This window comes from Ensifer sp. B1-9 (genome assembly GCF_050474445.1).
GTDB lineage: Bacteria > Pseudomonadota > Alphaproteobacteria > Rhizobiales > Rhizobiaceae > Ensifer.
In genome coordinates, this window is the sequence record NZ_JBCHVG010000015.1 from 208,709 (window position 1) to 223,242 (window position 14,534).

Annotated in this window: 11 protein-coding genes and 2 pseudogenes; 5 read left to right on the forward strand and 8 right to left on the reverse strand. The window is 60.0% G+C overall.

The window, feature by feature from the left end; all coding sequences use genetic code 11:
- Window positions 1–42: 42 nt before the first annotated feature.
- Window positions 43–4,161: a beta strand repeat-containing protein gene (locus tag ACQ5BM_RS26960; protein WP_429817948.1), complete on the reverse strand. Its 4,119-nt coding sequence runs from the start codon at window positions 4,159–4,161 to the stop codon at window positions 43–45.
- A 1,186-nt stretch (window positions 4,162–5,347) separates the two neighbouring features.
- On the opposite strand from ACQ5BM_RS26960, the gene ACQ5BM_RS26965 reads away from it, so the two are divergent.
- On the forward strand, window positions 5,348–5,785 hold the full coding sequence (locus ACQ5BM_RS26965; protein ID WP_429817950.1) for a hypothetical protein: 438 nt from the start codon (window positions 5,348–5,350) through the stop codon (window positions 5,783–5,785).
- Window positions 5,786–5,834: 49 nt separating this feature from the next.
- On the opposite strand, the gene ACQ5BM_RS26970 is transcribed toward ACQ5BM_RS26965, so the two are convergent.
- Together ACQ5BM_RS26970 and ACQ5BM_RS26975 are read right to left on the reverse strand one after the other, a co-directional pair.
- Window positions 5,835–6,476: a LuxR C-terminal-related transcriptional regulator gene (locus ACQ5BM_RS26970; RefSeq protein WP_429817952.1), complete on the reverse strand. Its 642-nt coding sequence runs from the start codon at window positions 6,474–6,476 to the stop codon at window positions 5,835–5,837.
- A gap of 5 nt (window positions 6,477–6,481) precedes the next feature.
- Window positions 6,482–7,867: a sensor histidine kinase gene (locus tag ACQ5BM_RS26975; RefSeq protein ID WP_429817954.1), complete on the reverse strand. Its 1,386-nt coding sequence runs from the start codon at window positions 7,865–7,867 to the stop codon at window positions 6,482–6,484.
- 280 nt (window positions 7,868–8,147) lie between these two features.
- Here ACQ5BM_RS26975 and ACQ5BM_RS26980 point away from each other — a divergent pair, with 280 nt between their 5' ends.
- Window positions 8,148–8,888 carry a hypothetical protein gene (locus tag ACQ5BM_RS26980; protein WP_429817956.1) on the forward strand — a complete coding sequence of 247 codons (741 nt, stop codon included), beginning with the start codon at window positions 8,148–8,150 and terminating at the stop codon, window positions 8,886–8,888.
- Window positions 8,889–8,953: 65 nt separating this feature from the next.
- Window positions 8,954–9,718, forward strand: a complete 765-nt coding sequence (locus ACQ5BM_RS26985; RefSeq protein ID WP_429817958.1) for an EAL domain-containing protein — start codon at window positions 8,954–8,956, stop codon at window positions 9,716–9,718.
- Between the two features lie 245 nt (window positions 9,719–9,963).
- On the opposite strand, the pseudogene ACQ5BM_RS26990 reads toward ACQ5BM_RS26985, so the two are convergent.
- The 5 genes and pseudogenes from ACQ5BM_RS26990 to ACQ5BM_RS27010 form a co-directional block, all read right to left on the reverse strand.
- A pseudogene (locus tag ACQ5BM_RS26990) lies at window positions 9,964–10,124 on the reverse strand (transposase domain-containing protein); the annotation flags it as partial.
- Window positions 10,112–10,387 (reverse strand): annotated as a pseudogene (locus tag ACQ5BM_RS26995) (hypothetical protein); the annotation flags it as partial. The pseudogenes ACQ5BM_RS26990 and ACQ5BM_RS26995, both read right to left, overlap by 13 nt.
- A 399-nt stretch (window positions 10,388–10,786) precedes the next feature.
- Window positions 10,787–10,948: a hypothetical protein gene (locus tag ACQ5BM_RS27000; RefSeq protein WP_429817960.1), complete on the reverse strand. Its 162-nt coding sequence runs from the start codon at window positions 10,946–10,948 to the stop codon at window positions 10,787–10,789.
- Between the two features lie 87 nt (window positions 10,949–11,035).
- Window positions 11,036–12,283 (reverse strand): type II toxin-antitoxin system HipA family toxin, encoded by a 1,248-nt coding sequence (locus ACQ5BM_RS27005; protein ID WP_429817962.1) that lies wholly within the window; start codon window positions 12,281–12,283, stop codon window positions 11,036–11,038.
- The gene (locus ACQ5BM_RS27010) at window positions 12,276–12,611 is read right to left on the reverse strand and encodes a helix-turn-helix domain-containing protein (RefSeq protein ID WP_429817964.1); all 336 of its coding nucleotides are present in this window, start codon (window positions 12,609–12,611) and stop codon (window positions 12,276–12,278) included. Before ACQ5BM_RS27010 ends, ACQ5BM_RS27005 begins: the two co-directional genes overlap by 8 nt.
- A 283-nt stretch (window positions 12,612–12,894) precedes the next feature.
- On the opposite strand from ACQ5BM_RS27010, the gene ACQ5BM_RS27015 reads away from it, so the two are divergent.
- Window positions 12,895–13,218 carry a hypothetical protein gene (locus ACQ5BM_RS27015; RefSeq protein WP_429817966.1) on the forward strand — a complete coding sequence of 108 codons (324 nt, stop codon included), beginning with the start codon at window positions 12,895–12,897 and terminating at the stop codon, window positions 13,216–13,218.
- 274 nt (window positions 13,219–13,492) lie between these two features.
- Window positions 13,493–14,534, forward strand: a 1,042-nt coding sequence (locus ACQ5BM_RS27020) for an ISNCY family transposase (protein WP_429817968.1), incomplete at its 3' end; no start/stop codon positions are given.

The window sequence follows — 14,534 nt, forward strand, 5'->3', positions numbered from 1 at the left end:
ACAGAATGCGGGGGCAGGCTTGGCTGCCCCCGTGGAGACGTGTCAGGAGACGTCAACAAGGATGTGCTGCGTCGCTGTCTGGTCCGCGTCCGCGTCCACGACCTGGAATGCGAAGTCGAGGTTGGCGTCGATTGTCCCGCTGGTCTGCTGGACAAACCCGATGTCGACGATCTTCAGGACATCGTTATCGGTCGGGTCGAAAGCGGTCAGGTTGGTGGTGGCATGGCTGCCGCCATTGTCCCCGGTCGCGCCGATGAGATTGATGGCGTTGCCCGTCAACCCGTTGGCGCTTTGCATGATCTGGATGCCCTGGATCTGGTAGGTCTCGCCGGCGACGGTGTAGTCGTTCTGTTCGATGATGAGCAGGGCATCGTTGTTATCCAGCGTGAACTCGGTGCTGTACGGGAAGGGGATATTGGCGTTCCCCTTGATCAGATCCGCGTTCTCCACGTTGACCGCTCTCGTCACCTCGTTGCCGTTGGCATCCTTCAGATCGAGGATCAGCACCAGGTCTTCACTGTTGCCGATGCCATCGAATTTGATGACGACGCCGCTGGCGCTCGCGGTCGGATCAAGTCGCTCAGTGCCACCGCCGGGGGAGTTCGGGCTTACATCCGACAGGATGTTCTCCTCGAAGAACCGCAGGGTCAGGAGTTCACCCTTCTGGATCGTGTCGCCGGCGACGCCATTTGTCGCCTGGGTCGCACTAACCCAGTCTTCGTTGGCATTGGTGACCATATCATGGGCACCCTGCGTGAACGCCGTATCGGTAGGCGGTCCATTCGGTGCTCCGTCACCGGTTGAGTTGAACCCGAACCCGATCTGCCGGGTAATCGAGTTCCCTGTGAACTGAACAAAGAACGGATCCGGATCGTTGTTGGCCGTTAGCTGCTCCGCCACGATCAGCGGATGGCCGGTGTTGCCCGTTGGCTGCTTAGCCAAGAGCTCATTGGTGTGCAGCACGTCGAAGCTGAACCCGTCGATCACGTCCGTCAGGGTGAAGGTATAGGTGTCGGCCGCCTTGTCGAAGACGAGCGTGCCGCCCGCCGTTGCGTCCTGCACGCCGGCCGTGATCGGATCCTTATCGTAGTGGAATGAGAAATTGAACGACGCGGATGCCGCGGTCTCGGCCGTGAGGGTTGCGACCGCTTGGGTGATGTTCGGATTCTGCGCGTTGTCGACAGTGCCGGTGAGCCCGATCTGGATGCCCGCCAAAGCACCGTTGACATCGACAAAGTCGCTGACGCCCGCCGCATACTCTGCGGCCGTGTGCTTGTCCGTCATGTCGTAGCCAAAGGCCCCGATCGCCGTAGCGTTGAGCGTGTTGGCCAGCGTCTCGTGGGTTCCAGGGGCACCGGTCTGGTCACCGTCGAACGGTACCGTAATCGTCGGATCGGTGTCGTTGAAGGTGAGCGACAGACCCGAGCTCGCGCTTTGCTCAGACACGACGTCTTCGTCGCCGTCCGTCACCGTCACGGTCGCCACGACGTTGATCAGACCGCTGAGGTCGAGGGTGTTGTCCTCGCCGACGCCCTGTGGCGCGTTTGCATGCTCAAGGGCAACCGACGACGTCAGCGTCACCGTCGCGCCGGACAGCGTCACCGTGAACGCCGTCGCATCGAGGACGGTGTCCCCGTCGCTGTCATACTGGCCCGAGATCTGGTTGGCCGAGTCGAACACCAACGTGATCGCATGGTTGCCTTCCGTGGTCTGTAACCCGGTCGTTGTTGCGCCCGCCAGCGCCAGTGCGTAGCTCACATTCGTCGTCTTGCCGTCGACTGCGCTTGCGTTGAAAGTCGGGGGCGTGATTGTCACCTGGTTCTGCCCACCAGCCCCGCTCGCTTCGCCCACGTCGGCAGCGCCGACCACCGGTGCGGCCGTGATCGAAAGCGTCGGATCGGTGTCGTCGAAGGTCAGCGACAGCGCCGAGCTGGTGCTTTGCTGCGATACGACGTCCTCGTCGCCGTCCGTCACCGTCACCGTTGCCACGACATTGATCAGGCCGTTGAGATCGAGTGTGTTGTCTTCGCCCGCACCTTGCGGTGCGTTTGAGTGCTCGAGGGCGACCGACGACGTCAGCGTCACCGTGGTACCGGACAGCGTTACTGTGAACGCCGTCGCATCGAGTACGGCGTCCCCGTCGCTGTCATACTTGCCCGAGATCTGGCTGGCCGAGTCGGCCACCAGCGTGATCGCGTGGTTGCCGTCCGTGGTCGTGAGTCCGGTCGCCGTCCCGCCAGCAAGCGCCAGCGCGTAGCTGACATTGGTCGTCTTGCCATCGACCGCGCTTGCGTTGAAGGTCGGGGCGGCGATCGTTGCCTGGCTCTGTCCGCCAGCCCCGCTAGCCTCGACCACCTCGGCTGCGCCGACCACAGGTATTGCCGTGATCAATAGTGTCGGATCGGTGTCGTCGATCGTCAGTGACAGCGCCGAGCTGGTGCTTTGCTGCGACACGACGTCTTCGTCGCCGTCCGTCACCGTCACCGTTGCCACGACCTTGATCAGGCCGTTGAGGTCGAGCGTGTTGTCTTCGCCCGCACCTTGCGGTGCGTTTGAGTGCTCAAGGGCAACCGACGAGGTCAGCGTCACCGTCGTCCCGGACAGCGTCACTGTGAACGCCGTCTCATCGAGAGATCCGTTACCATCGCTGTCGAACTTGCCCGAGATCTGGCTGGCCGAGTCGGCGACCAACGTGATCGCATGGTTGCCTTCCGTGGTCTGTAGTCCTGTCGCCGTTGCGCCCGCCAGGGTGAGCGCGTAGGTCACATTTGTCGTCTTGCCGTCGACCGCGCTTGCGTTGAAGGTCGGGGGCGTAATTATCACCTGGTTCTGCCCACCAGCCCCGCTCGCCTCGACCACCTCGGCGGCGCCGACCACCGGTGCTGCCGTGATCGAAAGCGTTGGCCCGGAGTCATCGAAGTTGATGAACGAGCCGACCTGTTCGACGTGGGCGTTGGGAGTTTGCGACGTGAAATGGAACTCGGTGATGTCGCAGCCTTCGTTCGCATCGACCCCCGTAACCGTCAGGCGGTCCATCTGGCTGGCGGTCGTGATATCGACGGTTGTGACATTGTCCAGCCCGGTGATGGTAACGGCGTTGCCAGTGCCGCTGAGACCCGTGATGGTAACGCTGCCGCTGCCCGTGGCATAGGTGCCATCGGCGGTGATGGTGGTGGCAAACCCGGATTTGCCCGCTAGCTTGACGCTGACGATGTCAACGGCATTGGTCGTTGTTCCGTCGTAGAAGTCCGATCCTTGCTCGTTGCCGGTATTGTCGAAGGCCTTGATGGTGATGTCCACCCGCAGGTTCGGATTTGAGGGCGTGATCTGGTTGATCGTGAACCCGGCCTGCGTGACGTTGTTCAGATGGCTGCCGTACTGGATTTGCGAGCCACTACCCGCGGCGAGATTGCCGCCGGTGACGAAATCGACCTGCAGCGTTTCGGTCGGATTGATGCTTTGGTTATTGACGCCGAACCCTTGCGTACTCACGTTGGCGGTGGCATTTGCTGAATTCACGAAACCCGTCACAAGCAACTGCTTGGAGGCGTCGGTGGGCGAATTGATCAGGTAAAAATCATGATTGCCGGGAGCGGCGTTCTGGCCTGTGAAACTAACCACCGTCGTCCCGGAGACCGATGCGAAGACCTTGTCAGTCAGATCGATCCGTTCATCGATTTGGTCCGGATCCGGATGGAACAACGGTACGTATTGAACCAGGTAGAGGTCGGCATTAGCATTGCTTGTCGGATCCAGCCCAAAGGCGAAGGCCAGCGGTCCGGTCTCATCGGGCTCAACGGCCGGGTCGGAGGTGCCAATGACACCGATCACGACGTTTGGATGCGTTGGATCCTGGAACAGCCAGACATAATTGCCATCGACCGTGCGAATGCCGCTGTTCACGCCGACGGTAGTGGAAAATGGCGTTCCCGAGTCATTCTGCGCCAGAATGACTGAGTTGATGGTTTCCCCGGCGCTCGCCGAGGCCTGTACGAAATTGGCTTGATAGGCGACCTCAGGTGAACTCAGCCCGCCCGGATCGTCGAGGCTCAGGAGATACAGCAACGTGGTGTTGGTGCTGGCCGACGAGTCAATATCGTCATCCGTAAGGCCGGTGCTCTCGTCGATGATGATGTCTTGAGTGAGAATATCCAATGCCATCGATCAATCTCCCAATAGAACGAATGGGCCAAAGAAAGAGACCCCAGCCACCCAAGTGACGGGGTCGTCTTCCACTTCGACAAGCAGTTTTTGTCTGGTAAATATTTCCCCTCGTGCGTGTTATCATCACGCCTTCTTATGCGCTCTACTAAGAGGCTCTTGATTTGGACTTGGACGCTACGCCCCTTTTATGAAGCCTTCAAGTCATCCGTAATGACTAGCTAATATACCGGTGGTTGTGCCGCGCTTCGAAGCCAGATTAGCTCAACGGCATCGATAGCGTTGCGGCTGAACGGGTCGAGCCGTCACAAATGGCGCGGTAGGGAACAGGATCACATGAGGGGGATCGTTTTCAGCGCGGATGCAACCACCAGGAGCTTGATGCTGTGGCCCAGAGTCGCCCGGAAAGGCGTCGCAAGCGACTCTGGAGCCACTTTTGCGACCTTGGCGGTGGATGACGCCAAGGTTGTATCAGGATATTTCGCGATCGAATTGCCCGGCAAGGAGAGTAGGACCTTTGCCGCCTTATATAGGACTTAGGTCCCATATGGCGGAACCTTTGACAACGAATCCGGCAACTAATCTACTCCTCAACCCGCTGTACCAGCCCATCGTGGCACAGTCACGGATCGAAGCGTTGAAGACCGGAGCACCGGAACGCGCGACAGCCGAACTAAGACTTTTGCCGCAAGGAATGAGACTGAAGTCCCATGGCGGACACTTTGGCTCCTCTCTACCTTGTGGGGACGCTCCATACACAGGAGCTGCAGTTTCCAGGCCCGCCCTACGGTAAGCCTACAACTGGGGTCAACCGGGAGCCTTCACAGATCGGCGATCCTGACACTTGGCCTCTTCGTTTACCTCAACGGCTCCTTAGGGAGAACTCCTCGGGGGGCCGTCTTTTTAGCCGGACTGCGGCAGCAGGCTCAACCCGACAATAGTCAGCAGAACAGGCTCAGGCGCGCCTGCCGATCTGATCTGCCGGATCTCATCCACGGATCCCCGCCCGGTCTTCCGACCATAGTCTGGTTTGGATAGGACGAAGGTCCGGCGGGGCTGGGGGGAAAGGTCCGGTACAGGCAGGATCTTTGCTGGGGCGAGTTGACTGCGTGTCTCGGTCAGGGGCAAAGTCGGTTTGTTGCCCGCCGCGCCGAGTGCGCTTTGCGCACGAAAAGACCTTGGAGATATGATGATCACGCGTCGGATGATCCTGACAGCATTCTGGCCGGCAGTCTGCACCCTCGCCATCTCTTTACCTTATAGCGTCGAAACGTCGGGCACCGGGCTTACGGTCGTCAAGTCGGTAGCCTTCGCCAACAATGGCAATGGTGGCGGAAGCGGGGGCGGCAATGGCGGCGGGAACGGTGGAGGAAATGGCGGCGGGAACGGGGGCGGCGGTTCGAATGGCGGTGATCGCTCTAACTCCAACAGCGACCGTTCCAACAACTCCAATCGTGGCAACGCGAAGGCCAAGGGAGAGGATGTTGGCGTTCGTCACGAAGGCGGCATTACCGAAGAAATTGCGAATGGCCGCTACATCATGAAGGATGCCCGCGGACGCACGATCATCAACCGCCGCGCGACGGCGATCGATAGAAAACGAATCGACTCGTTCCTGCATTAGCCGGCGGCGGTCGCATAAAGCCGATTATGTGGTTCTGGTTCGATGTGGATCAGACGTCGCGCGCATCGCGCAGCACCATCGCCGCTTCGGTGCGGTTGGCGGCCCCCAGCTTCGTCATGATCTGCGTCATGTGATGCTTTACGGTCTTTTCCTGGAGGTCAAGCTCGATTGCAACATGCTTGTTGCTCATGCCGGCTGCCACCAATTCCAGAACCTCCCGTTCACGAGGCGTTAGGTTGGCGACCAGACCAGACTTGCTGCCCGCCGCCGGCGCCCGGCTGGACAGGAGCTTGGCCGACAGGGTCGGCGCAACGTAGCGGTCCCCCGAAGCCACCGTGCGAATGACATCGGCAAGTGCTCTTGCGCCAACGCCCTTCAGCACATAGCCGGTGGCCCCTCGATCCAGTGCAGTTGTCACGTCATCGCCGTCTTCGGAAACGGTGAGCATGATAATCTTCTGCGACGGGACGATATGCAGGACCGCCGGTATCGCCTCCAGCCCGCCGCCGGGCATGGAAATATCCATGAGCATGACATCCGGCCGAAGGTTCTCCGCGATCTGGGCGGCATCATCCTTCGAGCTGCCCTCAGCGACAATTTCGAAGCCCTCGATCTCCGACAGGCTGCGGATCACACCTTCCCGAAACAAGGGGTGGTCGTCCACGACAGCAACGCGAATTGGAAACACCATAATTGTCATAGCTCCCTGACGCTGGTCGTCATGCGAACGGTTGTCCCGGTCGCCGCTGTGACGACCTCGAACGTTCCTCCGAGACTTTCGATCCGTTCTCTGAGGCCGGCAAGACCAAGACTTGTGGGCAGAACTGTGTCCGGATCAAAACCGGGTCCATTGTCCACAACCTCGATCATGACGCGGTCGCCATCCATCCGCTGGGACACCCGTTGCCCAATACCGCCGCCGTGACGAAAGCCGTTGTTGAGGGTTTCCTGCACGAATCGGTAGATGCATATCTTCGCGGCGTGCGAGAGGCGTTCGGGAGGCTTCGTCAACTGCAGTTCGACCGGCGCCCCCGTCCGCCGCTGATGCGCCTTTACGCACCGCTCCAGGATTTCAGTCAGACCCGCTGTCTCTATCTGCGGCAGGACCAGACCGCCGCAGATCGTGCGAATCTCCTGCATCGCTTCGTCCAAGCTCGCCTTTATCGCAGCGATTTCGCGATCTCGCGTGGCGATCGGCATTTTGCTGCGCTTCAAGGCTTCGCTATCCAACCTGAGCGACGCATAGGCTACGAGTTGGGCAGGGCCATCGTGCAGGTCCGCCCCGATGCGTCTCAGATAGCTTTCGTTCAACGCGGTCGCGCGCTGCGACGCACGCTGGAGGCGACCCCGCAAGATTTCATTCTGGGCGAGTGATGCCGAGAGCTCATCGACCCTTTGCTTGAGGGCATGGCGCTGAATCTCGATCGTCTTGCTGCCGCGAAATACGATTACCGATAGCACAACAAAGAAGGCGAGCGTGAAGGCTGCGACCGCCAGCCAGGTGTGCATACGCGCCTGATTGAGACTTTGCTGAAACTCATTGGCAACCTCGTGGAACTCCGACACCGCAACCACCTGTCCGGACCAGGGCTGCAGCACGGGATTGTAAATAACGAGCGCCGGCACGGCCGAGCCTTTGTCAGCCGCTACGTCTCCTTCCGGATCGAAGCGTGCGGCCATCTTGCCGGAGAATGCGGTTTGCAATTCATCGCTAAGCCCGACCTTCGTACCGACAGCGGCCCGATCGCTCGAATAGAGGAGCGTACCGTCCGCACGCCAAAGGCGAAAGGAGAGAAGCCGATCGCCCAGTGCGCCCTGGCCAAGGGTCTCGTCCAGCGCCCGAGCCACGGTCTCGTCGAGGACTTCATTCTTCTGCATGTCGGGCAACAGCGGCGCGATCACGCTATCGACGTAGAGTGCTGTCGTCGCGGCCGAGTTTCGGGTGACGGCATCTTCGATCCTGTTCGAAACGAAGGCTCCGATCAGCACCATGGCGCATGCAGCAACGGCACCTCCGATCAGCAGGAACTGCGTGGCAAGCGATTGAGAATTCCAACGGGTGATGAGTCGATTTACGCGCACCAGGTCTCTCGGATCGGGCCGCCGGCTCGTACGGCGTGACGATTGTAGCAAGGCCACGCCAACCTAACCACTCTCAGGACGCGGTCAATGGCGTGGCAATCTCAGCAATTTTGATCGGACCTTTGATGTCCCGAGGCTCAGACCTAAGTCCCGGGCACGGAGGCAATGGTCGGGGGCCGGTGGCGCCGTTTCCGGCGCGCAGATATCGTCCTTGCATCAAACGCCGTCCGCTCGGTTCTGCGAGAGGACGGTAATAGCAAGTCGGAATAAGGAGTTTCACATGGCTACGACGACGAAACTAGTCGCGCGAGGCATCATGGCATTGACGCTGGCAATCGCGCCCGTGGCTGGCGGTAGCTTGGCACTGAGCGGGGTCGCCTATGCCAAGGGCGGTAACGGCGGCGATCACGGTGGCGACCATGGAGGCGGCCACGGCAGCGATCGTGGCGGCAATTCCGGCCACGGTAAATCCGACGATGCGAAGAGCACCAAGGAGACGAAGGAGACGAAGGGAAGCAAGTCCGGCGAGAAGTCGCACCGGAAGTCGAACGTCTCGAAGAGCAAAGAAAATGCGTCTAAGCCGGTGAAGGCCGAAAAGGTCGTCAAACCAGCGCCGGTGGTGGTTGAACCTGTTGTTGAGCCGGTCGTTGAGCCTGTGGTTGAACCTGTGACGCCGGGAGCCACACCGGGTTTCGCTTCGCTCAACCGCAACTACCACGCTTACCTCAATTCGAACGATCCGAAGATGGCCGGAATCTCGGCCTACGCGAAGGCCTATGCCGAGTTTGAGGCTGAAAATGGCGTGGATGCCGTCCCCGCGGATCCGGCCTTGAGCGACGAAGCTTTGCGCGATGCGCTCGCCGGCTTCACCAAGGACGGTGTCGTGACCGACGACATGGTCGATGAGGCCAAGGAGATCCTCGGTGTTGGCCCTGCGGTCGGAAAGATCGACGAAATCCGCGAAACTCTGCCGCCAGCGACAGTGGATGAGACGGATCCGGACGCGGAAATCGCCCAGTAAAACAAAGACAGGCAGCCGGCTCCGGCGACTGTCGTCGGGTCGGTTGCCAACCAGGCGGAGTTCGAATGTTTGATCGTGTTGCCGAGGCCTTCGACGAGGCAGTAAGAAACAGACGCGTTGGCTTTTCACTTCAACACATCAACTCAGCCGCCGATGTCGGCAGCGTCCTTTATTCAGAATGCTTGGGAAGGCTCGTCAAACCCGACGGCGAAATCATGACAGCCAGCGAGTTCGTCGGCTATCTGGAGGCGGCTGGCCGCATCGCGGCACTCGACAGACATATGCTCGCCCTCGCTTTTGACTGGCTCGCATGCCAGCCGCACGGTGTCCTCGGCTGCAACATTTCGGTCGAGAGCATTTCCGACGAACGCAACAGAACGCTTCTCTACGATCTGCTGTCTGCAAACACGCGGTTTGCATCGCGACTTGTCCTCGAATTGACGGAAAGCCTGCCCATGTCGGGATTTCCGGCGGCCGGCCGGTTCCTCCAAAATCTGCAGGCGCTCGGCTACAGGATTGCCGTCGATGACTTCGGCACAGGGTTCTCGACGCCTGAGGCGCTCTTGTCGCTGCCGGTCGACATTGTGAAGATCGACGGATTTTTCCTGCGTCTGGATCGTAGTGACGCGCAGCGTTTTCTCTCGCACATGGTCGGTCTTGCATCCTGCGTTGCGCCGATCGTGGTCATCGAAGGCGTTGAAACCTATGCGCAGTTCGAAGCCGCGCAGGCCGCAGGGGCAACGCATGTTCAAGGGTTTCTGCTCTCCGAGCCTACCCTCACTCCGCTATTTGGCGGAGAATTCCACGCTCGCGCGACGATGGAGTGCTGAGGAGGTAGCCTGCGGCGGGAAGTCCGGTGCTCTTCTATGATCGAACGGCATCAAGGACTGTCTGTATCAGTCGGCCATCGGGTAGGCTCCTTCGGCCCTCAGACATCTCCTTCGCTAAAATAGTCCATCACTTCCAGATCCACGAATCTATGTGCACAAGCCCTTATCTGACCGCCACCGCAGCAATGAAGCGAAGTGGACTGACTATGCCGACGATCAACGCGTAGACGGCAAGCCCAGGCCGTTCAGCGGGCGTAGTTCCACGGCATGAGCGCGTCGATTTCTGAGCTCGGCCAGCCGTTGGCAATGCGCTCGAGGGTCTGGGTGAGCGAAGCAAGCGGATTGATATTGTCATCTTCGCTGCCTGCAGCAGCGTCGCGATGGTTGCCCAGGTAGGACCAATTCCACACGTTCAGACTCTCTTATGATGCGGTCGCCGTCGAACAGTCGTGCAATCCGATTGGCAGTCTCAAATGCTTGTTCGGCTATTTCGGTGATTCCATCGTGAGAGAACTCGAGCCAAGTTTTCCCAGGTGCCGTATTCGCGAACTTCCTGCAGCAGCCGGTAACAATCGGCCTGGGGGGCACGAACATTGCGTTTCCTGCCCGAGTTCCTCCCATCCAGTTCTGGGACATGCGGAACTCACCAAGGCTGGGGAGCGCCGCGCGCATGGCGCGAGAAGAGGGGATCCCAGAGCATCTGGTCGCTTGGGGCTGGGGGTGCTCTGGGATCCCAAGCGCCATCGGTGCCGTTGGCGCTCACCAAGGAATGTCAGGGCAAATCGGATTCGGCAATGCAACTACGACCTTTGCCTGAGCGTGTCGGACCTAAGTCTTAGGTTGTACTGCGTCCCGAGTGAAGAACGGCGGCAGCAGGTAGGATGATTGTGCAGCACAGTCAGTCACGATGGGGGCACGGAGGATACCGGTGTTTCACGCTGCTTCACGCTGTTGAACCTATGCGGATTGGGGCATGTAGGGAAATTTCGCATATTTAGCGGGCTTTTGGGTAGGTAGTATGGAGTGCAAACTGCGGGTCATAGCGCCGGCTCGTAGTCACCCCACTTGTCAGCCTACTGCAAGTCCACTCAACATGCCGAGCGTGCGCTTCTGCTGGATGACGGCGCTAGGACTGGTCAACTGACGCGAAGCTGCGCTCTGTCTTAGGATGCCGATAGCCGCGTCCGCACCCCTGAGGCTCGGCATCGAAAGCGGACCGGATTCCAGCATTCTCGATGTCCGCAACGTCGAGGTTGACGGTTGGGCCGGTGAAGGGACCGGCCGATGGTGGGTCGAGGCTGTGAAGGAAGGTTCTCGTCATAGGGCCAGTGCACGCTTCAGGTCGTCATGCTCGAAGGCGCTTGCCATGCGGTTGATCTCGGCGCTGCGTGCACCGACCAGCTTCGCAGTGTCACGCCAGTTTGCGGTGACAGTGGCGACTTCCTTGATGATCGAGCGGGCCTGCGGCAGCGTCAGCGCGAAGAATTCAGACGCGGCTTCGAGTAGGTCGAGCGAACAGGTGCCTTCATCGAGATCGATGTTAGTGGTCAGAATCCGTGCCTTGAGATCGGTCGGAACGGGATTGAGGTCGTAGGCAGGGGAGAGCGACCATCCCGCCTTTCCCAGCCACAGAAAGCCGTGGTTGCGCAGATGATCGTCGACATTGGAGATGAGCACGTTGAAGACGACGCGCCGGTAGAGCGCGTGGGCGTCCGTCTTTCCCTGTGCACCATGTTGCGCAAGGGCGTCGACGATTTCGGGGTAGCTGCCGCGGTCGCCGTCCTTGACGCCCATCATGGCCATTGCGGAAAGAAAGGGGATGCGGATTGCGCCATCACGATCGAAGCGTCGCGACAGCATGACCGCTTTGCCGCCTACCTCGACGAGTTCGTGTTGTGGGGTGGCGATGCCTGCTTGACCGGCCAGCCGCAGCGCGATCTCCTCCCAGGTTTCGATACTGTAGTCGTCGGTCTCCTTCGGAAACTTGGCGATGGAGAGATGGCCATGCTGGTCGATGACCGACGCCTTCGGCCGCGCACCGCCGAGGGAGGAGCCGGGCGCGAAGATGAGTTGAAGGTCTTCCTCCGTTTCCTCGTCCCGCAGGATCCGTTCGGTGATCTGAAGCAGGCGGCCAAGCTCGATCAGGGCAGGGACGCCGGTACGGATCGGTGCTTGGAAGACCTCGTCGCCGACCCAGCGGAAGCGGAGCGCGCCAAGCCTGGTCTCGTCGGCCACGCCGAGCAGGTAGTCGCTTTCCGCAAGGGTACGAACGGCACGGCCTTCGCGTTCGGCGAGGCGGCGCTCAGCGCGCTGCATGAGGCGGCGGCCCCAAGTATCCGGCGCCGAGTCGCCGATGGAGCCGAAAGTCGCCAATCCGGCAGGGGGAGCGAAGGCACCACGCGTCAGTGCAAGTGCTGGCTCCAGCGAGAAGCGGTCCGGGTCCGCAAGCCATGCTCCATCGTACTCGAACAGGGTGGTCTCCGCGCCTCGGCCGCGGTTTCTCCTCGCCAGTCCTATCGGGCGCGTACGGCCGTGCAGATCGATATGCACCTCAAAGTCAGCCATCGCGGGACGATCCGCTCGGCCGCTTGAGGTGGATGTGCTTGGGCAAATCTGCGCTGGCCAGCGCCTGCCCGACGCTGTCGTTGCTGATATCGGCAACCCGGCTTAGGCCGTCGAGCAGGCCGAGCGCCTGCAGGACGCCAGCATAAATGCCGATGCTGACGTTGGTGTCGCCGGCTTCAACTCTTTGCAATGTCGAACGAGACGTAAAGGCGCGCTCAGCTACGACTGCCATTGGCAGCCGTCGGCGTCGACGGGCATCGTGGATGTCCGCCCCAAGCTTGCGCAGCGCGCGCCGTACCGCCACAGGAGGATTATGGGGAGTGGGCATTTGGCACCTTCGCACTACAGATTTAGCGAATATGTAGCATGAAGATTACAAATTTTCTAGACTCTCAAGGGTGTTGCCCTAACAGGGCGCGAAGACTTGATTTTACCGCCGCCGCTTAGCGTCGGCGACCGTCTGCTTAAGCCGCAACTCGCCATCGCCGATATTTTGGCAATCGGCCCGCCTGCCGGCACCAAGTCCGCGGCGCTGAACACGATCGTCGAGAAATTCGGGCGCACAACCGGCTACACCAGGGGCTACGTAGACAGCGTCAGCGGACCTCAAGGTGCCCTACGACATCGGGACGATTCTGTTCCACGATCAGATCGCGATTAAATCGATCGATGCCCTTCCGTTCAGCGAGCAGGGCGATTCCGGGGCACTCATCCTTGAGCAGACAACAGGCATGGCAATTGGACTGCTATTCGCGGGAACTTCAACCATTTCATTCGCGAACCACATCGCCGACGTGCTCGACTCGTTCGGCCTGGAGATTGACAGAGAACTCCAGCGACGGCTTCAGCACATCGCTCCAGATCGTGGCTCCGAAACGCGGAGCGCCGAAAGAACCGCCGATGACCATTCCGGGGAATCGTCAATTGACTGGTAATGGGGAGCAGCAGCCGAAACCGCACTGTATCAAAGAATTCACGGCGGCTCGAACAGCGGTTTAAGCGCAAAAAGCAACACTTACGAAACCGCAGTCCCGTTCCATAATGTATGTTATGTGATCTTTGTGTGTAGCGGCATTTTAGAGATGCGACATATAGGCCAGTTAGAGATGCGACAGTCGTCGCCTCTTGGGATGCTGGTCGAAAGTCAGCGTTGGGGAGCAAGATCCGCGACTTGCATCGTGGCCAGGGCCATCTGTGTTCGGAGTCGTCATGTCTTGTTTGATCGTCATGTCGCAGAAAGAATTGCATCGCCTTGAACTCATTCAGCGGATTCGCGGTGGCAGCCTGAGCGTCGTCGAGGCGGCCGAGTTGCTTCGTCTCAGTCGCAGTCAGGTCCACCGGCTGTTGCAGGCTTATGATCTGGCCGGCGCCGACGGACTGGTCTCGAAGAAGCGCGGCCGTCCGAGCAACCGACGTCACAGCGAGGATTTCCGCAATCTGGTGCTCGACCTGGTGCGTGAGCATTACGTGGATTTTGGACCAACGTTGGCGGCCGAGAAGCTGATCGAACGCCACCGGATTGCGGTCAGCAAGGAGACGCTGCGTCAGTGGATGATGGAAGCCGGCATCTGGGTATCGCGACGCGAGCGCAAGAAGCGGGTTTTCCAGCCGCGCGGCCGACGTGATTGTTTCGGCGAACTGGTCCAGATCGATGGCTCGCATCATTGGTGGTTCGAGGACCGCGGCCCCAAGTGCGCCCTGCTCGTCTATATTGACGATGCCACCGGCAAACTGTTGCACTTACGCTTTGCGACTTCAGAGAACACCTTCGACTATCTGCACGCGACAAAGGCGTATCTGCAGCAATGGAGCAAGCCGATTGCGTTTTACAGCGACAAGCATGGCGTTTTCCGCAGCACGCATGCGTCGGAGAAGGACCGGACGAGCGGCCTGACCCAGTTCGGTCGGGCGCTTTACGAACTCAATATCGACATCATCTGTGCCAACACCCCGCAGGCCAAGGGCCGTGTCGAGCGCGCCAACCAGACATTACAGGATCGGCTGGTCAAGGAGCTGCGGCTGCGCGGCATCGACACGATCGCGGCGGCGAACGCCTTTGCACCAGAGTTCATGGCCGACTTCAATCGTCGCTTTGGCAAGGCACCGCGTAATCCGAAGGACATGCATCGGCCGTTTGCCGATCACGAGAACCTCGATGGCGCCATGTGTCGCAAGGAGGTTCGGAAGCTGTCGAATTCGTTGACGCTGCGCTATGACAAGGTGATGTTCCTTCTCGATCCGACAGATCGAG